14 protein-coding genes and 2 pseudogenes are annotated in these 18,176 nt (G+C 72.4%); 9 read left to right on the plus strand and 7 right to left on the minus strand.

Annotated elements, in window-relative coordinates; translation table 11 throughout:
- Positions 1 to 98: 98 nt before the first annotated feature.
- The 4 genes and pseudogenes from OG352_RS37825 (at position 99) to OG352_RS37840 (ending at position 2,854) form a co-directional block, all read left to right on the plus strand.
- Entirely contained in the window at positions 99 to 1,013 is a 915-nt protein-coding gene (locus OG352_RS37825; protein WP_329223172.1) for an SDR family oxidoreductase, read from the plus strand.
- Between the two features lie 128 nt (positions 1,014 to 1,141).
- Positions 1,142 to 1,680, plus strand: a pseudogene (locus OG352_RS37830) (RNA-guided endonuclease TnpB family protein); the annotation flags it as partial.
- 163 nt (positions 1,681 to 1,843) lie between these two features.
- Positions 1,844 to 2,539, plus strand: coding sequence for a L,D-transpeptidase family protein (locus OG352_RS37835; RefSeq protein WP_329223174.1), 696 nt, complete (start codon positions 1,844 to 1,846; stop codon positions 2,537 to 2,539).
- 144 nt (positions 2,540 to 2,683) lie between these two features.
- Complete coding sequence (locus tag OG352_RS37840) at positions 2,684 to 2,854, plus strand: hypothetical protein (RefSeq protein WP_093770941.1); 171 nt, start codon at positions 2,684 to 2,686, stop codon at positions 2,852 to 2,854.
- A 122-nt stretch (positions 2,855 to 2,976) separates the two neighbouring features.
- Here OG352_RS37840 and OG352_RS37845 read toward each other — a convergent pair whose 3' ends face one another.
- Complete coding sequence (locus OG352_RS37845) at positions 2,977 to 4,344, minus strand: S1 family peptidase (protein WP_443072446.1); 1,368 nt, start codon at positions 4,342 to 4,344, stop codon at positions 2,977 to 2,979.
- Positions 4,345 to 4,580: 236 nt separating this feature from the next.
- Between OG352_RS37845 and OG352_RS37850 the strand changes: the two genes are divergently transcribed.
- The 3 genes and pseudogenes from OG352_RS37850 (at position 4,581) to OG352_RS37860 (ending at position 7,539) form a co-directional block, all read left to right on the plus strand.
- Complete coding sequence (locus OG352_RS37850) at positions 4,581 to 5,759, plus strand: MalY/PatB family protein (protein ID WP_329223178.1); 1,179 nt, start codon at positions 4,581 to 4,583, stop codon at positions 5,757 to 5,759.
- 89 nt (positions 5,760 to 5,848) lie between these two features.
- Positions 5,849 to 7,102: pseudogene (locus tag OG352_RS37855) on the plus strand (glucarate dehydratase family protein).
- Between the two features lie 26 nt (positions 7,103 to 7,128).
- A complete protein-coding gene (locus tag OG352_RS37860) occupies positions 7,129 to 7,539 on the plus strand; it encodes a PPOX class F420-dependent oxidoreductase (protein ID WP_443072447.1) in 411 nt (136 codons plus the stop codon).
- Positions 7,540 to 7,605: 66 nt separating this feature from the next.
- On the opposite strand, the gene OG352_RS37865 is transcribed toward OG352_RS37860, so the two are convergent.
- The 4 genes from OG352_RS37865 to OG352_RS37880 all read right to left on the minus strand — a co-directional run bounded on the left by OG352_RS37865 (position 7,606) and on the right by OG352_RS37880 (position 13,135).
- Positions 7,606 to 10,377, minus strand: coding sequence for an alpha/beta hydrolase family protein (locus OG352_RS37865; RefSeq protein ID WP_329223179.1), 2,772 nt, complete (start codon positions 10,375 to 10,377; stop codon positions 7,606 to 7,608).
- Positions 10,378 to 10,852: 475 nt separating this feature from the next.
- Complete coding sequence (locus tag OG352_RS37870; RefSeq protein ID WP_329223180.1) at positions 10,853 to 11,266, minus strand: Zn-ribbon domain-containing OB-fold protein; 414 nt, start codon at positions 11,264 to 11,266, stop codon at positions 10,853 to 10,855.
- Positions 11,267 to 11,427: 161 nt separating this feature from the next.
- Positions 11,428 to 12,156, minus strand: coding sequence for a TetR family transcriptional regulator (locus tag OG352_RS37875; RefSeq protein WP_329224132.1), 729 nt, complete (start codon positions 12,154 to 12,156; stop codon positions 11,428 to 11,430).
- Positions 12,157 to 12,286: 130 nt separating this feature from the next.
- Complete coding sequence (locus OG352_RS37880; RefSeq protein WP_329223181.1) at positions 12,287 to 13,135, minus strand: bifunctional methylenetetrahydrofolate dehydrogenase/methenyltetrahydrofolate cyclohydrolase; 849 nt, start codon at positions 13,133 to 13,135, stop codon at positions 12,287 to 12,289.
- 285 nt (positions 13,136 to 13,420) lie between these two features.
- Between OG352_RS37880 and OG352_RS37885 the strand changes: the two genes are divergently transcribed.
- Complete coding sequence (locus tag OG352_RS37885) at positions 13,421 to 14,248, plus strand: hypothetical protein (protein WP_329223183.1); 828 nt, start codon at positions 13,421 to 13,423, stop codon at positions 14,246 to 14,248.
- Between the two features lie 93 nt (positions 14,249 to 14,341).
- Positions 14,342 to 15,133: a peptidoglycan-binding domain-containing protein gene (locus OG352_RS37890; RefSeq protein WP_329223184.1), complete on the plus strand. Its 792-nt coding sequence runs from the start codon at positions 14,342 to 14,344 to the stop codon at positions 15,131 to 15,133.
- A gap of 35 nt (positions 15,134 to 15,168) precedes the next feature.
- Here the strand turns inward: OG352_RS37890 and OG352_RS37895 are convergent, their stop codons facing one another.
- The gene (locus tag OG352_RS37895) at positions 15,169 to 17,568 is read right to left on the minus strand and encodes a SpoIIE family protein phosphatase (protein WP_329223186.1); all 2,400 of its coding nucleotides are present in this window, start codon (positions 17,566 to 17,568) and stop codon (positions 15,169 to 15,171) included.
- A gap of 100 nt (positions 17,569 to 17,668) precedes the next feature.
- On the minus strand, positions 17,669 to 18,043 hold the full coding sequence (locus OG352_RS37900) for a hypothetical protein (protein WP_329223188.1): 375 nt from the start codon (positions 18,041 to 18,043) through the stop codon (positions 17,669 to 17,671).
- Between the last annotated feature and the right edge of the window lie 133 nt (positions 18,044 to 18,176).

The following is an 18,176-nucleotide window of genomic DNA, read 5'->3' on the forward strand; positions in this document are numbered from 1 at the left end:
GCCCGGCCGGGTGAGAGCCGCCGAAAGGCGACAGGAGATGTCCGGCTTTCCGGGGACCCTCGTAGCGACACCACTCGCACGAGGCAGGGAGGCCGGACATGTCAGGGCCGCTGGAGGACAAGGTCGCACTGGTCGCAGGGGCGACCCGGGGCGCGGGGCGCGGGATCGCCGTGGAGCTGGGGGCGGCCGGCGCCACCGTCTACGTGACGGGACGCACCACCCGCGACCGGCGCTCCGAGTACGACCGACCCGAGACGATCGAGGACACCGCCGACCTGGTCACCGAGGCGGGCGGTCACGGCATCGCCGTCCCCACCGACCACCTCGACCCCGCGCAGGTCCGCGCCCTCGTCGACCGCATCGCCGGCGAACACGGTCGCCTCGACATCCTGGTCAACGACATCTGGGGCGGCGAGAAGCTCTTCGAGTGGGACGCCACGGTCTGGGAGCACGACCTCGACAACGGTCTGCGGATGCTCCGGCTCGGCGTCGAGACCCATGCCGTCACCAGCCACCACGCCCTCCCGCTGCTCCTGCGCAACCCGGGCGGCCTGGTCGTCGAGATGACCGACGGGACCGCCGAGTACAACCGCGACACCTACCGCGTGAACTTCTTCTACGACCTCGCCAAGGCGTCCGTCCTGCGCATGGCCTTCGCCCTCGGCCACGAACTCGGCCCGCGCGGCGCCACCGCCGTCGCGCTCACCCCCGGCTGGCTGCGCTCGGAGCTGATGCTCGACCAGTTCGGGGTACGCGAGGACAACTGGCGCGACGCCCTCGTCCGCGTCCCCCACTTCGCCATCTCCGAGACACCCCGCTACGTCGGCCGCGCCGTCGCCGCCCTCGCCGCCGACCCCGACGTCGCCCGCCACAACGGACGGTCCCTCTCCAGCGGCGGCCTCGCCCCGGTGTACGGCTTCACCGACCTCGACGGCAGCCGCCCGGACGCCTGGCGCTACCTCGTCGAGGTCCAGGACGCGGGAAAGCCGGCGGACACGACGGGCTACCGCTGAGCGAGGGCTCCTCAACACGCCTATAAGGCCAGCCCTGTTGACACGGTAGAGACGGCAGGCACGGTAGAGGGACTTAACGACACCTGAAGCTGTTTTCGCTTGTCCTGCCCGGCGGCCGTCGGGCAGCCCACCCCCAGCCCGGCCGCACCGCCGCCGCGCGCCTGGCCCGCTGCCAGAAGCAGATGGCCCGCCGCCGCACCCCGAAGGGCAAGGGGGCCACCAAGGGATACCGGCGCGCGGCGGCCCAGGCCGCGAAGATCCACAGAAGATCGCCCGGCAACGCCAGGACACCGCCGGCAAGTGGGCCAAGACCGTCGTCCGCGTCTTCGACCAGCTCGCGGTGGAGGACTTCCGCCCCACGTTCCCGGCGAAGTCCACGATGGCCCGCAAGGCCGCGGACGCCGCGGTCGGCGCGACCAGGACCGCGCTGACCGAGATGGCCCGCAAGCACGGCCGCATCGTGCACCTCGTGCACCCGGCCCACACCACGATGGACTGTTCCGGGTGCGGAGCGAGAACCAAGCACGCACGGCCCCTTTCCGAACGAACCTACGCGTGCACCGCGTGCGGAACGGTGTCCCCCGGAGACATGAACTCCGCCCGCGTGATGCTCGTCCGGGCTGGTCTCAACCCGGCTGGCGCTGATGGCGGAAGACCTCTGGAAGCGCCGTTTTCCCGAGGCAGCCTGAGCCAGGAATCCCCTCCCTTCTTCAGGGAGGGGAGGATGTCAGTGTTTCGTCACAGGTTGGGCGGGACTACAACCAGGACCCCCGTACAGCGGTCAAGGTTGACGAGATCGCCGTAATCGTGCCAGGGAGAGGGCAGCAGTCATGGGGGACATACGCAGACGAGGGGCCGTCGTGCTCGGGGTCACCGGCCTTGTCGCGCCGCTGACACTCGCGTTGGGCGCGGCGCCGGCGCAGGCCGCGAGCTGTACGACGCAGGCCGGGCCGTACCAGAAGCAGGTGGAGAAGTTCCTCGGCCGGCCCGTCGACGGCAGGCAGTCGACCGCCGACTGCAAGGCCGTCCAGGCCTTCCAGAACAAGCACGGCATCACGCCGAACATCGGCTACGCCGGGCCTGTCACCTGGGGTGTGATGGACCTCATGAACAAGCAGAAGGCGGTGGGCAACAAGCCCAACAAGGCCGGCGCCTGCCCGACCAACAAGGGCCGCATCGCCTGCGTCAACCTCACCCTCCAGCTCAGCTGGATCCAGGACGGCAGCAGGCTCGTCTACGGGCCCGTCCCGGTCCGCACCGGCCGTGACGGGTACGAGACCCGCACCGGTCTGAAGAAGATCTACTGGCGGCACATCAACCACGTCTCGACGATCTACAACGTGCCCATGCCCTACAGCCAGTTCTTCGACGGCGGCCAGGCCTTCCACTCGGTCGGTCTCAGCATGTGGAACCCGCCGGGTTCGCACGGCTGCGTCAACATGACCTCCACGACCGCCAAGAAGTACTGGTCGCTGCTGAAGAACGGCGACGACGTCTTCGTCTACGGCCGCAAGCCGGGCACCTGACGGCACCCGTCCAGTGGGGGCCACGGAGGGATGAACCGGGCCATGGGGTTGACAGATCGACGTGATCAGTAACACGTCTGATATGTCCGGTTCGTTCGTGATGACTCACGTGGCCTTCACCTGGGACGCCGTAAGATTCACACCATGTCCACCACTGTTGAATCCCTCTCCGAGCGATCAGCCGCGGAGGTCAACGAGGAGATCCGGGCCCTGTGGCTCCGGTCGGGCGGGACACTGAGTGTCGAGCAGCGCGAGGAATATCGGCGGCTCGTCCTGGAGTGGGCCGCCGCGCCCCAGCCGGTCGAAGCGGCCTGACGGCTCCCGAGACCGCCGAACCTCCCCTACCGAAGCGGGCACCCTGACCGGGTGCCCTTTTCGCTGTCCTGAGCTTGCTGTCCGCTGCCCGCTGTCCGGGGCCCGCTGCCCGGGGGCGGGTCCTAGCCCCACGTCGCCGAGTAGTGCCGCTGGTAGGCCTTGCGGTCCTGTTCGGCGCGGATGTACCGGGCCGCGACGAAGGCGACCATGCTGCCCGCGATGACCAGCAGACCGGGGCCGATGTTCCGGGGGTCGGTGAGCCGGGAGGCGAGCGTCACACCGGCGCCGGTGCCCGTCACCGGGGTGGTCGAGCCCGGCCCGGCAGCGCCCGGGGAGAGCGCCGCCTGGCCCGAGGAGGCGGTCGGCTGGGGGGCGTTGGACGCCGTGGGATCGGTGCCCTGCTTGTTGGCGTCGGACGGCGCGGCCACGATCAGCGTCACGCCGAGCTGGGCCAGCGCCTTCGTCACCGGCTGGAAGAACGTCGTACCGCCCGTCTTGCAGTCGCCGCTGCCGCCCGAGGTGACACCGAGGGCGACGCCCTCGGAGAACATCGGGCCGCCGCTGTCGCCGGGCTCGGCGCACACGGTCGTCTCGATGAGCCCGCCGACCGTGCCCTCCGGGTAGTTCACCGTCGCGTCCAGGCCGGTGACCTCGCCGTCGCGCAGGCCGGTGGTGCTGCCGCTGCGGAACACCCGCTGGCCGACGGCCGCGTCACCCGTGCCGGTGATCCGCACCCCGTTGCCGTTGCCGATCGCCACCACGTCGGCGCCGGTGCCCGCCTTGCCGCTCGTGTACTGCACCAGCGAGAAGTCACTGCCGGGGAAGTTGGAGTTGACCGTCTGGCCGATCTGCTGCTTGGCCTGGTTGTCCGCGAACCAGGTAGACCCGGTGGGCCCGCAGTGCCCGGCGGTGAGGATGAAGTCGTTCGATCCGTTGGTCACGTTGAAGCCGGCCGAACAGCGTCCGCTCGTCGACAGGATCGGCTGCGCGCCGTTGACCCGGGTGGTGAACTTCCCGGTGGTGCGCTCCATGCGCACGAAGCTGCCGATGCCGGTGGCGGTCTTCGTCAACTGCGACCAGTCGGAGGCCGACACGGTGCTGTCCGCCTGCACGACCACCTGGTTCGTCCGGTAGTCCATCACCCATGCCGTGCCGGGCACCGTGGGCGCCGAACGCAGCGTCGCCGCAGCCGACTTGAGCTCGTTCATGCTGTGCGAGACGACCTTCGCCTCGGCGCCCGCCGACCGGACGGCGTCGGCCGTCTGCGCGTCGGTGACCGCCACGACCGGGTGTCCGTCCGCGTTGAGCCAGGTGCCCGCCGTGCGCGCGGTGCCGAGCTTCGCGACGAGAGCCGTCCCCGGATTGGTGACGACGTTCTTCGCCGTACTGCGTGGCCCCGCCGACGTGGCAGGTGGTTCGCTCGCCATGGCCGCCTGCGTGACCATGACCCCTCCCAGGAGGAGTCCGCCGACGGCCGCCAGCCGCGTCACTCGCCGGACGGTCCGTCGTCGTACGTGCCTCATGCATGGCTCCCGAAACCCGAACGCGCGGCCTCAACACCGCGGGGCCCTCCGGTCATCGAGCGCCCTCACCGTCCATACGTGCCGCGGCCCGGCAGCGTTCAGCCCGGAAGTGATCACATCTGGCGGAGAGTCCGGCCCGGCGCGGTCGAGTTGTCGCGTTCGCATGATCCCAGGTCACGCCACGGCCCCCTATCTTGTGCCCCATGACGCGCATCCCGCACGAGACGCCCCGCGAACCGAACCCCTTGCAGGCCCTCACCCTCGACCTGCTCCGCCGCCGTACGAGCATGAAATGGCGTACCCACCCGGCCGACGTGCTGCCGCTGTGGGTCGCGGAGATGGACGTACCCCTCGCCGAGCCGGTCGTCCGCGCGGTGACGGACGCCCTCGCGCTCGGCGACACCGGCTATCCGGCCGGTACGGCCTACGCCGAGGCGCTGGCCGGGTTCGCCGCCGAACGGTGGGGGTGGGACGGGCTCGCCGTCGAGCGGACGGCGATCGTGCCCGACGTGATGCTGGGCGTCGTCGAGATGCTGAAGCTGGTGACCGGGCCCGGTGACGCGGTGGTCGTCAACCCGCCCGTGTACCCGCCGTTCTTCCTGTTCGTCGAGCACATGGACCGGCGGATCGTCGAGGCGCCGCTCGACGCCGGCGGACGGCTCGACCTCGACGTGCTGGAGGAGGCGTACCGGCGGGCGGTCGCGGGAGGCGGGCGCGCGGCGCACCTGCTGTGCAGCCCGCACAACCCCACCGGCACCGTGCACACGGCCCAGGAGCTGTCGGCGGTCGCCGCGCTCGCCGGGCGGTACGGCGTCCGGGTGGTCGCCGACGAGATCCACGCCCCGCTCGCCGCCCCCGGCGTCGACTTCGTGCCCTACCTCGCCGTCCCCGGCGCGGAGAGCGGCCTGTCGCTCATGTCGGCGTCCAAGGCGTGGAACCTGGCCGGGCTCAAGGCGGCCCTGGCCGTCGCGGGTCCTGCGGCAGGCGCGGACCTGGCCCTGTTGCCCGAGGAGGTGAGCCACGGGCCGAGTCACGTCGGCGTCCTCGCCCACACCGCCGCCCTGCGCGAGGGCACGGTCTGGCTGGACGCCCTGCTGGCCGGCCTGGACGACAACCGGCGCCTGCTCGCCGCCCTCCTGGCCGAGCATCTCCCCGGCGTCGGGTACCGGCCGGGCGAGGCGACCTACCTCGCCTGGCTCGACTGCCGGGCGCTGGGCCTCGGTGACGATCCGGCCTCGGTCTTCCTGGAGCGCGGCCGGGTGGCCCTCAGCTCCGGGCCGGACTTCGGCACGGGCGGCTCCGGGCACGTCCGTCTGAATCTGGCCACCTCGCCGGAGATCCTCACCGAGGGCGTACGACGGATGGCGGCGGCCATGTCTTGACATGGGGTGGAGACGATTCGTAGCTTGGGCGCTTCGATTTAGATTCGTGAAACATGTTCATGGATGTGACTGGAGGTGGTGGTCGGGGTATGAGCGCCGACACCCGTATCCGCGAACTGATCGTCACGCCCATCGTGTTCTCCGACCCGCCGCTGCTCAACTCCAACGGCGTCCACGAGCCGCTCGCCCTGCGCGTGATTCTCCAACTCGTGCTGGAGGACGGCACGGTGGGGCTCGGTGAGTCGACGGGCGGCGCGGTGCGGCTGGAACGACTTGAGACCGCCGCGCGGACCGTCGTAGGACTCGACGTCTTCGACGCCACCGCCGTCTCCGCCGCGATCGACGCGGCCCTGCTGCCGACCGTGCCCGGCTCCCACGAGCGCGGCTGGACCGTCTCGGCCGTCGAGGTCGCCTGCCTGGACGCCCAGGGCAAGCTGCTGGAGCGGCCCGTCTGCGACCTGCTCGGCGGGCGGGTGCGCGACTCCGTTCCGTACGCCGCCTAAGTCTTCTACAAGTGGGCCGAACACCCCGCCCTCGACGGCCGCCCGGCCATCGGCGACGACTGGCCCGAGGCCCTCGACCCGGCCGGGATCGTCGAGCAGGCCCGGCTGATGCAGGAGCGGTACGGGTTCCGCTCGTTCAAGCTCAAGGGCGGCGTCTTCCCGCCGGACGACGAGATCGCCGCGATCAGGGCGCTCGCGGAGGCCTTCCCCGGCCAGCCCCTGCGACTGGACCCCAACACGGCGTGGTCGGTGCGTACGTCGACGTACGTGGCCCGTCAACTCGACGGCGTACTCGAGTACCTGGAGGACCCGACCGCGACCGTCGAGGGCATGGCGGCGGTCGCGAAGGAGTCGCCGCTGCCGCTGGCCACCAACATGTGCGTGGTCGCCTGGGAGCACCTGAGGCCGGCGATCGGGCAGCAGGCGATCCAGGTGCTCCTCACCGACCACCACTACTGGGGCGGACTGCGCCGCACCCGTGAACTGGCCGCCGTCTGCGAGGCGTTCGGGATCGCCCTGTCCATGCACTCCAACTCGCACCTGGGCATCAGCCTCGCCGCCATGACCCATGTCGCCGCGGCCATCCCGAACCTCGACCACTCCTGCGACACGCACTACCCGTGGAACAGCGCCGACGACGTGATCGTCCCCGGCGTCCTGGAGGTGACGGACGGCGCGGTGAAGGTGCCGACCGGGCCGGGCCTCGGAGTCGAGCTGGACCACGACGCCCTCGACCGGCTGCACCGCCGCTACCTCGACTCGGGCATGCGCCGCCGCGACGACACCGGGTACATGCGGCGGATCCAGCCCGACTACGAGCTGCGGCTCCCGAGGTGGTGACCCGCGCGGCTGCCTACACTGCGGGCATGGATGACGCGGGTATGGACGACGCGGGTTTGGGTGACAAGGCGGTCGATCGGCTGGCGGCGGGCAAGTACCTGCTGATCACCAGCTATCGGAAGAACGGAACCGGGGTCGCCACCCCTGTGTGGGTGGTGCGCGACGGGGCCGCGCTCGGGGTCTGGTCGGCCGTCGAGTCGTGGAAGGTGAAGCGGATCCGGGCCCGCGGCGACGTCCTCGTCGGCCCCTGCGACGTGCGGGGCAGGCCGACGGGCGAGCAGATCCCGGCCACTGCCGAGATCTGCGACGCCGAGACCACCGCCCGCTACCGCACGCTGCTCGCCCGCAAGTACGGCATCGCCGGCCGCCTCAGCCTGCTCGGCAGCCGGCTGAGGCGGGGCCTGGACGGGACCGTCGGGATCCGCATCACCCTCTGAGGCCTCTGAGTACGCGGAAGGGGGGCATGGACCGTGTGGTCCATGCCCCCCTTCCTGTCCTGCGTGCTACGGCGCGTCCAGGACCGTCCCCGTCAGGATCGGCTGGTCCGGTAGCGGCTCGGCGTGGTCGTCGGTCAGCGCGAGGCGTATCGACTCGGTCGGCTCCGTCACCTGGTCCGGCACCGTCGGCACGGTGAAGTCGATGCCGGTGGTGCCGGCCGGCACGTTCATCCAGACCCACAGGCCGGCCTGGGACAGCGGGCGCTCCGGGTCGGGCACCTCACGGGCGGAGTCCATCAGCCATTGCGGGTCCACGTCCTTGGTGGACAGTTCGGCGCCCTCGGTGACCGGGAGCACCAGGACCGGCTGCCAGAAGTCCACGTCGGCGGACTCGGACAGGGAGATCCGCCAGCTCAGCGCCCCGCCCTCGGTCACGCGGTCGGTGACGGGGGTCAGCGTGATCTTCGGCGCGGGGTCGTCGTTCTGCGCCGTGACGCCGCCCTTGTAGGAGCCGACGACCGCGCCGCGCACAGCCTTCACGAGGACGTTCTGCTCCTCGTCGTAGCCGAAGCGGGTGTCGCCCTTCACGTCGATCGGTACGTCGATCGGGGTGCGGCCGGGCCGGACCGGGACGACCTTCTCCGTGGCGTCGCCGGTCTCCGGGTCGACGACGTAGAAGCGGGCTGTGCCCTTGCCGCGGCCGGACACCTGGACGGGGACGTGGTAGGTGCGGGTGCCGGAGTCGCCCTCCTTGACCGTGATCCGGCCGATGTCGACGCGCGGCAGCGCCGCCGCCCGCACCGCCGGCGTGCCGGGGGCCCAGCCCCAGGCGTCCATGACCCATGCCTGCCCGGACCCCGAACGCGGGGTCAGTTCAAGGGACTTGACGTGCTTGAGGTCGAGCCGGGCGTGGGTGGCGGCGGTCAGCGGGACCCGCAGTTCGCGGGCCCAGTAGGAGGCGGTGCGCTTGGAGCCCGGCAGCCCGTCGACGGTGACCCGGCCGAGCTTGGCGCGGCGGCCGGCGGAGTCGGTGACGGACACGTCCAGCTTGGTGCCGGTGGTGTTCGGCGGTACGAACACGCGCAGTGCCAGGCTCTGGGCGCCGGAGAGGGAGACGGGAGCGGTGGAGGTGATCTTCGCCGGGGCGCCCGGCGCGGACCAGTTCAGCGCGACCGCGCTCTTGCCGGAGTCCTTCTCCAGGTCCCACCAGCCGAAGTGCGGGGACCTTCCCTCGGCGGTGTCGGCCAGACACGCCTTGGCCGGGTCGGGGTCCGCCCAGCACACCCGGCCGCCGGTCACCCGCACTCCGCCGTCGGGCAGGAAACCGCCCGTGCGACGGGCGCCGACCGCATGCGCGAGGACGCGGGCAGGGTCGGCGGAGGGAGCACGCCGTCCGGTGCCGTCGAGCAGCGGGCGCACCCGGTCGTCGCCGCCCACGAACAGCCGGGCCGCGGCGGCGATGTAGGTGGCGCCGGCCTGGTGCTGCTGGTCGGCGGTCAGCCGGGTCGCCGTGCCCACGGAGCACACCGGGTCGGGATGCTCCGGCTCCTCGGAGAAGTCGTCGAAGGAGGGCGCCACGGACTTGCCCGGCGTCCACTCGGTGTTGAAGAAGTTGTGGTTGGCGCCGACCACGTAGACCGCGCTGTGCAGGGCGCTGCCGTTGCTGATGCCGCGGGTGCCGTCGAGGTACGTCTCTCCCTCGAGGTCGGCGACGTCGCCGTCGCAGCCGGGCAGGATGGTCGTGGACGGGACGTCGGCGACCGGATTCTGGCCGAAGATCGTCGGTCCGACGAGGACGGTGCCACGGATCTTCCAGCGGACCGGGCCGTGGTAGCCGTCCTCGGCTGCGGGCGCCGGGTAAAGGCTGTCCAGCGCCGCGCGGTTGACGCCCTCGCCGCCGCGCGAGTGGCCGACCAGCAGGACGCGGGAGAGGTCGGCCTTCGCCGCGTCGGGCACCGCGGCCGGGGCGGTGGCCGGATGGGCGGCCCAGTCGGCCCACTTGGCGAGGTGCTGCCGCACCAGCGAGGAACGGGCCTGCGCGCCGCCGTCCGGGACGTCCCCGTCCTGGCCGTTGATGCCGTTCGCCGAGATCGACACCGTCACATAGCCCTGCGAGGCCAGGAGTTGCTGGTCCTTGAGGTAGCCCTTGTAGCTCGGGATCGACTTCATACCGGCGGGGCAGGGCCAGGAGATGTCGGGCTCGTCGCTGCCCGGCGTGTAGCAGGTGGTGTGCCGGCCGTGCAGGAACAGCGCGAGCGGCCGCTTGCCGGTAGCACCCTTGGGTGCGACGACCACGGCCTGCATCTCGACCGGCTGGGCGAAGCCCGGCAACTTCACCGGGTCGAGGTCGTACTCGCCGCTGACCGTGCGGTACGCGCCCGGCTTGCCGGGGTCAACGGAGTTGGCGGGCGCCGGAGCCGGGGGCTGCTGGGCGGTGAGTGAACGCCGCTTGCCTGTGGCCGAGTTGTCGGCGGGAGCGTCCAAACGGCGGCCGCCCGCCTGCACTTGCAGATCCTTCAGGGGGGTGTCGCCGACCTTGTCGAGGGAGAGCCGGAACGTGCGGCCGTCCTTCCCCGCCTTCGGTACGCCGAGCAGCCGGTCGCCCGCGTGGAACTCCACGCGGGCGTCGCCGACGGGAACGGGCGTGGGCGACCGCCACACCAGCTCACGCGCGTCGCCATCCCCGCCGACCTGCCACCCCTGCGGCAGTCCGCTGTCGGTGGAGGCGGTCAACGGCCTTTTCTCGGAAGGTTGTTGGGCTTGTGCCAGTCCCGGTGTTCCCGCCAGGGCCGCGAGTGCGGCCACGGCGGTGACACCTATGCGCCGGGCACGGATCAAGGGTCCACTCCTCAACAGTCGGAGCGCGGGAGCCCCCTCCGTACCGGGAGCCCCTCACGTCCCGAAGGAAGCCGAACGGAACCTTTGGGTTGCCTGTGCCGGCGGACTCTGCCCGGGCAGGACAAGAAACCGGCCAGCCGGAGTGCCCGGGCCGCCCCGAGGAAAGGCCACCTGAATGAGCCCAACTCCCCGCCTCCGCAGGGCAGTCGTCGGCACCGGACACCGCGCCCAGACCTTCACCCGGGATCTCGCCGTCCGCCCCGGCCACCGCGTCGTCGCCCTCTGCGATCCCAGCCCCACCCGGATGGCCTTCCGCAACCGGCTGCTGGCCGCGGCAGGCGCCGCCCGCCACCGAACGCGACGTCGCGCTCGCCCTCGCCGTGGGGCTCGCCGCGAACCAGTGCTTCGGGACGGGGCGGCCGGTGCGCATCGGAGACCTGTTGCCGGGACTCGGCCCGGTCACCCGACCGTCGTCCTAGTGCCAGGCCCGGTACGGCTCGTCGAGCAGTTGGAAGACCGGCTCGCCCCGCACCGGGTCCTTGACCGTGGACAGCCGGACGCGGTCGCCGCTGTGGATCCCGATGAGCGGGCCGGTGACCCGGCCCCGGACGACGAACCCCTCGGCCATCTCGACCAGGGACACGTTGCGCGCGGCGGGGGTGTTGCGGTGCACCACCGTGGCGTGGCGGATCGTGCCGGTGCCCTCGCTGCGCTCCGTGCGCAGGTCGCTGCCCTGGCACACCGGGCACAGCAGCCGGTGGTACATGGCGGTGCCGCACCAGGTGCAGCGCTGGAAGAGGATCGTGTCGCCGTCGGCGGTCGCGCGGTCGAGGACGCCCGCCGCGGAGCCGGCGGCCTGCCGAACGGCGTTTCCTGTGAGGTGGTACACGCGGGTCAACTCCCTGCACTCGGCCGGAATCCACGTGCGCGGTTCGCCGTGCCACCGTGCACGCCCACACGGTATGACACTGAGTGCCAGGCGTAAAGGTACTGCGTACCCTTATCTCGACCCTTATCTCGACCCTTATTTCGTACCGTTGTTCCGTACCCCTATCCCGGCGGGCTCCGGTCCCGGCCGAGCGCGGTCTCGATCTCCTGCACCACCCGCCACAGGGGCGCTCCGCGACGGGAGACGACCACGACGACGTCCTCCGGCAGCTCGTCGGCGGGAGGCGCTGGAGCTCTCGGTACTGCGGGGCCCGCCGGCGTTGTCGGGGCTGTCGGGGCCGTGCCGAACGCCGACTGGACGTACCCCAGCGCGTGGTCGACGGTCGCGCTCGCGTCGCCCTCGCCGTCCGAACGCAGCCAGGAACGCAGCGCGTTGTTGTGGGCGGCGACTACCGCGGCCGCGATCACCTCGGCGTGGAGGTTGCCGTCGGGCCGGCCGGTGAAGCGGCCCCGGAGATACTCGGCGAGGGCGCGCTCGTAGCGCCACACCACCGACAGTTCGTACGCGCGCAGCCCGGGCACCCGCTTGGTGAGCCGGTAGCGCTGCACGGAGAAGGAGGGGTTCTCCGCGTACATCAGCAGCACCAGCCGGGCGGCGTCACAGACGCGCCGCACCGGCTCCGCGCCCTCGTCGCTCACGGCGAGGAAGGCGGTCATGTCGGCCAGGCACCGCTCGTGGTCGGGGAAGACCACGTCCTCCTTGGAGGGGAAGTAGCGGAAGAAGGACCGTCGGCCGACCCCCGCGAGCGCCACGATCTCGTCGACGGTGGTCTGCTCGTACCCCCGCTCCAGGAACAGCCGGAAGGCCGCCGCGACCAGGGCGTCCCGCATGGGCGGCTTGGCCTCCGCCGCCTTTTGAGTGGCGCTCATGGTCGGGAACGTAACATCCGAGCGGCACCGATGGCACTCAGTTCCCTCCAGACGGGGAACCGAGTGCCCGGCACGGGGTGCCGTGCCGGCGTCAGATCCGCTCCGCCGCCTCCACCACGTTGGTCAGCAGCATCGCCCGGGTCATCGGCCCCACCCCGCCGATCGGCGGCGCGAAGGAACCGGCGACGTCGCTCACGTCCGGGTGGACGTCGCCGAGGATGCCCTCGACCGTGCGCGTCAGGCCCACGGACAGCACCGTCGCGCCGGGCTTGATCCAGTCAGGCCTGACCATGTGCGCCACGCCCGCCGCGGCCACCACCACGTCCGCCTCGCGGGCGTGCGCCGCCGTGTCCTGGGTGGCCTCGTGGCACAGGGTCACCGTGGCGTGCTCGGTGCTGCGGGTCAGCATCAGGCCCAGCGGCCGGCCCACGGTGACCCCGCAGCCGATGACGCAGAACTGCTGGCCGGTGATCGCCACGTGGTTGCGGCGCAGCAGGTCGATGATGCCGCGCGGGGTGCAGGGCAGCGGGCCCGGGATGCCGAGGACCAGGCGGCCCAGGTTGGTCGGGTGGAGCCCGTCGGCGTCCTTGACCGGGTCGATCAGCTCCAGCACGGCATGGGTGTCGATCTGGGCGGGGAGCGGGAGCTGCACGATGAAGCCGGTGCACGCCGGGTCGGCGTTGAGCCGCAGCACGGCGGCCTCCACATCGGCCTGCGAGGCGTCGGCGGGCAGCTCCACCCGGATCGAGGCGATGCCGACCTGCGCGCAGTCGCGGTGCTTGCCGCCCACGTAGGAACGGCTGCCCGCGTCGTCGCCGACGAGGATCGTGCCCAGCCCCGGAGTGATGCCGCGCTCCTTCAACGCCTCGACGCGGAGGGCGAGTTCGTTCTTGATGTCGGCCGCGGCTGCCTTGCCGTCGAGAAGTGTTGCGGTGGTCACGGGAGTCGACGAGCCCTTCAGGAGAAAACGACGGTCCTGTCATCGTACGACCCTCTCGTCCACCACCGCCCAGGAGTCCCGCCCCCTCCCCGCCCCCTCCCCGCGCCCCGCCTGCCGCGACCGTCCCGCCCCGCGGCCGTCCCGCCCCGCGGCCGTCCCGCCCCGGGGGCGTCGCCGCCCCTCTGACGTAGCCTTTCCGCACCCCGCCACCCCGCCACCCCGCACCGCGCCATCCCACCCCCGCACCCGCACCCGCCCCCGCACGACAGCCGCCAGGAGACCCGTATGCCCGCCGCCCGCCCCCGTCTCCTCTATGTCACGGACCTGGCCTACCAGGCCCGCGGCCGCCGGTACTGCGACGAGGACGTCTTCCTCACCTCCCGGCTGCGCGCGGACTTCGACCTGGCCCTGTGCCACCCGAAGGACGCCGCCGCCCTGATGCACGCCTTCGACGGCGTCGTCGTCCGCAACAGCGGCCCGGTGCTGGGCTACCTGAAGGAGTACGAGGCCTTCCGGGAGCGCGCGCTGCGCGACGGCGTACGCGTCTACAACCCGCTCACCGGCCGCGCCGACATGGCGGGCAAGCAGTACCTCCTCGACCTGAGCGCCGAGGGGTTCCCCGTCATCCCCACCGTCGACCGCGCCGAGGATCTGCACCTCCTGCCCGGGTCCGACCGGTACGTGGTCAAGCCCAAACTCGGCGCCGACTCCATAGGCCTGCGGATCGTCACGCCCGACGCCCTCCCCGCCCTGGCCGACGGCTCGGTCCTGCTCCAGCCGTGCGTCGACTTCGCCTACGAGGTCTCCTTCGTCTACGTCGACCACGACTTCCAGTACGCCGTGTACGCCCCGGACCCCGACCGCCGCTGGCAGCTTCAGCCGTACGTACCCGCCGTACGGGACCTGGAGTTCGCCCGTCGTTTCGTCGACTGGAACGGTCTCGCGCACGGCATCCAGCGCGTCGACGCCTGCCGCGCCCCCGACGGCGAACTGCTGCTGGTGGAGCTGGAGGACCTCAACCCGTATCTGTCCCTGGACGCGCTCGACGAGGCCGGGCGGGACGCCTTCGTCGCCGCGACGACCCGCTCCCTGCACCGCTTGCTGGCCCACTGAACGCCTACTGAACGCGCCTGGCGACCGCGCCACTGAACCCGGCGGCCCGATCGCCCGTATCTCTCCTGGGGGACCCACGGGAGGGAGACGAGCGTGCCGACACCGGACGAATCCGGACAACCGCACGACCGCACGGTTCTGGAGCCCATCCGGGTCCTGCGACCGCGCAACACCGACGCCCTCGCGGAGCTGTTCCGCGAGATGGCCGAACTGACCCAGGACACCGACTCCTACGAGGCGATATCCCTGCCGGTCGAGCGGGCGGCGGAAGGGGTGCAGACGGAGGAGCTCCCGCCGGTGGGCCCACGCCCGCCCACCACGCCGTCGCCACGCGGCGGCCGGGACTGGGCGAGCGAGCGCCCCCGCCCCGCATCTCCCGCATCCCCCGCATCCATGCCCGGCAGGGCCACCAGCAGGAGCACGAGCAGGGCCGGCGCCAGAGGCGCGGCCCGCGGCCGCGCCCGCGCCGACTCCGGTGCCGGCCGGCGACGTGCCGCGATCACGATCGGCGTGTGCGCGGCGGCGCTCGTCGGCTTCGCCTGCGCGCTCCTGCTGCCCGGCCGTGGCGGCCAGCAGGCCGCCGCACAGACACCCGCGCCGACCGCCACCCCGACCGCGACCTCCGCGGCGTCCGCCGACCCCGACGGAGCCGGCACCCTCCGGGAGGGGGACAGCGGCCCCGAGGTGACCGACCTCCAGAAGCGCCTGCTGCGCATCCCGGACGTGTACGCCAAGGGACCCACCGACGGCCGCTACGACACCGTGCTCACCGAGGCCGTGGCCCGCTTCCAGCTCTGGTACGGCATCCGCGGCGACGAGAGCGGCGTCTACGGCGACGACACCCGCCGCGATCTCGAGTCCCGTACCGCCTCAGGCACGCAATGACCGGGGACGGGCGGCACCGCGACGGCTGAGGGCCGCTACCCCTCGGCGTCGCGCGGCAGCGGCACCCGGATGTCGAGCACGCACACGTCGTCGCGCCCCTCGGGCTCCAGCATCGCGCCGAGCAGCCGGTCCAGCGAGGCCCGCCCGGCCGCGCCGGGGTGGGCGGCGGCCCCGGCGAGCCGTTCCAGGCCCTGGTCGATGCTCTCCGCGGGCCGTTCGACGAGGCCGTCGGTGTAGAGGAGGAGGCGGTCGCCGGGTTCCAGGCGGATCTCCGCCTCCTCGTAGCGAGGTGTGTCGGTCGCGCCGAGCAGCACCCCGAAGGGGCGATCGAGGCAGCGTGCCGCACCGCCGCGCACCAGCAGCGGCGGCGGATGACCGGCCTGCGCCCACTTCAGCCGCCGTTCGCCCGGGCTGTAGCGGGCCAGGACCATGGTCGCCGAGCCGTGCGGGTCGCGGGAGTGCAGCAGCAGCGCGTTGAGCCGGGTGAGCGCCCCGGTCAGCGACGAACCCGTGATGACCATGCCCTTGGCGGTGAACCGCAGCAGGGCCATCGACGCGACGGCGCCGATGCCGTGACCGGCGACGTCGCCCACCACGAACAGGGCGTCGCCGTCGGGCAGTTCGATGGCGCTGAACCAGTCGCCGCCGACACTGAGGCCCGACTGCGCGGGCAGGTAGGCGATGTCGACGCGCAGCCCGGCCAGCCGGACGGGCCGCTTCGGCAGCGGCAGCAGCGCGTCCTGCAACCGGGCCGCGACCGTGCGCTCGGCCTGGAGCACCCCGTGCTGGGTGAGGATCGCCCGCTCGCTGGCGACGAGCGCGAGTTCGGCGCTGCGCTGCGCGGTCAGGTCCTGTACGAAGCCGTGCACCTCGACGGGTGCGCCGTCGACGTCCGCCACCGCCTCGGCGACCACCCGCAGATGCCGGACGCCGTCCCCGGTGACGATCCGGAACGGCACGTCGCACGGCCGCCCGCGGCGCACCAGCTCCCCGACGGCACGCACCAGCACGGGCACGTCCTCGGGCAGGGCGAGGCGGGGGAACCGGGCGAGCGGGACGACGCCCTGTGCGGGATCCCGCTCGAAGATGCTGAAGACCTGGGTGGACCAGTTCGTCTCGCCGGTGACCAGGTTCCAGGTCGCCCAGCCGAGGTTGCCCAGCCGCTGCACGTCCGCCAGCCGCTGTTCCTGCCGGTCGGACGGGTCGTGCCGGACCCAGCTCACGACCAGCCCGTCGCCCAGCCGCGCCGCCCGCGCCGAGTACGTGGACAGCTCGCTGACCCCGGCCACCACCTGCTGCCGGGCGTACGGCTCGCCCTCGTACGGCCCTTCGCCGGCCAGCGCGTCCAGGCAGCCCTGCCAGAGCGGCTCGTCGGCGATCTCCGGCCGGCACTCCAGGAGCCGCAGACCGACCAGTTCGCGCCCGCTGCGGCCCACGGTGTCGGAGGTCAGGCCGGTCGCGGCGTCGATGCGGAAGTCCTCGACGCCGCCCGACGGGGAACGCAGCGGGGCGAGCAGCACGGCGGCGACCGGCAGCCGGTCGAACACCGTCTGCACGGCGTCCGCGGCCGCGCCCGCCGCGGGCGTCTGCCGGGCGCCGAACGTGCGCAGCGGGCCCGCGCACAACCGGGCCACGGCCAGCAGCCGGTCACGGACCCGGGGCGGGAAGACGCCCTCGCGGCGGCGCAGGATGCCGAGCGCGACGTCGGCCGTGTCCCCGGTGACCACGGGCAGCCAGGCGCGCGACCCCCACCGCTCGGGCGGGTCCCCGATCAGCAGGTACCGCTTCCCGTCCGCGCGGGGGTCCTCCAGCCAGCGCGGCTGTCCGGCGTCCAGGACGTCCAGCGCGGCGATCCCGCCGAGCGGCGGCACCCGGCTCCACTGGGAGGTCAGCGTGTCGTCGATGCCGGCGTGCCCGACGAGTTCCAGTCCGCCGGCGGGCAGCCGCGCGTAGATCATCACGGCGTCGGCGCCCATGTCCGGGGCGAGCCGGTCGAGCAGGCACCGGGCCAGCTCGTGCGGGGTGCCGACGCGGACGAGGGCCCGGCCCAGGCCGCCGAGTACGTCGGCGTCGCTCTCCCCGGCGGCCGGCGCGGGCACGGTCGCCCACACGGACACGTCGGCCGGAGTCTGCTCCGGCTCGGTGCGGGGGGCTGGGGCGAGGGCGCCGAGGATGATCCAGCACTCCTCCAGCAGCGTGCGCCGCGCGGTCTCCGCCCGCCGCTGCACCACCTCCTGCGCGGTGTCCGGCGAGCAGCCGAGCTGGGCCATCACCGCGCCCTTGGCGCGCTCCACCACGGCCGAGGTGGCCGCGAGATCCTGGAGCCGGTCCAACTCCGCGCGCTGGCGCGCCACGACCCGGGTCAGCGCCGCCAGGTCGGGCACACCGCCGGGCACGCCGCCGGACTGTGCGGGCAGGGCGGGTTCGCTCGTCACGCCTTGAGCATGGCACACGGACGCGGAATCGATCGGGGTCTTGCGGCAACGCCCCGGCCAGGCCCGATGCCCGTCGGGGCGACGGAACGGATCGTCCCGTTCAGCGCCCGGAGCTCTGCTCCACGAGGGCCTGGGTGACCGCGCGGACGCTGCGGGCGATGTGCTGCAACTGCATGACCTCGGCCGCGTACATCTTGATCGTGTGCTCGATGACCGACTCCGGCAGGCCGAGCCGGGGCAGGTCGGCGCGGGCGGTCTGCAGAGCGGTGCGGGCCACCCGGACCTCGTTCTGGACCTGGATCTGCGCATGGCGGGCGAGCAGTACCGGGTGGCGCAGCAGCGCGGGGTAGCTCGCGTAGCGCGCGGGCACCAGCTCGCGCAGCCACTTGGCCGCCGAGCGCTCCCAGTCGTAGCTGCCGGGCGTCTTTACCTGGCACGGCCAGTCCGAGCTGATGCGAGTCTTCGTGAGAGTCATGATCGTCGCTTCCGGGTGTGTGGCGTCGTTGCCAGTGGTCCGACGAGCAGTATTTATATATGCCGACCTCTTGGCAAGGTGTATGAAAAAATTCATGCGCTGAATCTTCACAATGATCCGCCGGCTGTTTTCG

Origin of the sequence: Streptomyces sp. NBC_01485, from assembly GCF_036227125.1 — a bacterium.
In the GTDB taxonomy this organism is placed as follows: Bacteria; Actinomycetota; Actinomycetes; order Streptomycetales; family Streptomycetaceae; genus Streptomyces.

Bases quoted from the DNA above. Each gene is read 5' to 3' on its own strand.
- OG352_RS37875 (WP_329224132.1), bottom strand. From the start codon at position 12,156: ATGCGGGACGCCCTGGTCGCGGCGGCCTTCCGGCTGTTCCTGGAGCGG.
- OG352_RS37850 (WP_329223178.1), top strand. From the start codon at position 4,581: ATGACGCGCATCCCGCACGAGACGCCCCGCGAACCGAACCCCTTGCAG.
- OG352_RS37885 (WP_329223183.1), top strand. From the start codon at position 13,421: ATGCCCGCCGCCCGCCCCCGTCTCCTCTATGTCACGGACCTGGCCTAC.
- OG352_RS37860 (WP_443072447.1), top strand. From the start codon at position 7,129: ATGGATGACGCGGGTATGGACGACGCGGGTTTGGGTGACAAGGCGGTC.
- OG352_RS37825 (WP_329223172.1), top strand. From the start codon at position 99: ATGTCAGGGCCGCTGGAGGACAAGGTCGCACTGGTCGCAGGGGCGACC.
- OG352_RS37840 (WP_093770941.1), top strand. From the start codon at position 2,684: ATGTCCACCACTGTTGAATCCCTCTCCGAGCGATCAGCCGCGGAGGTC.
- OG352_RS37900 (WP_329223188.1), bottom strand. From the start codon at position 18,043: ATGACTCTCACGAAGACTCGCATCAGCTCGGACTGGCCGTGCCAGGTA.
- OG352_RS37835 (WP_329223174.1), top strand. From the start codon at position 1,844: ATGGGGGACATACGCAGACGAGGGGCCGTCGTGCTCGGGGTCACCGGC.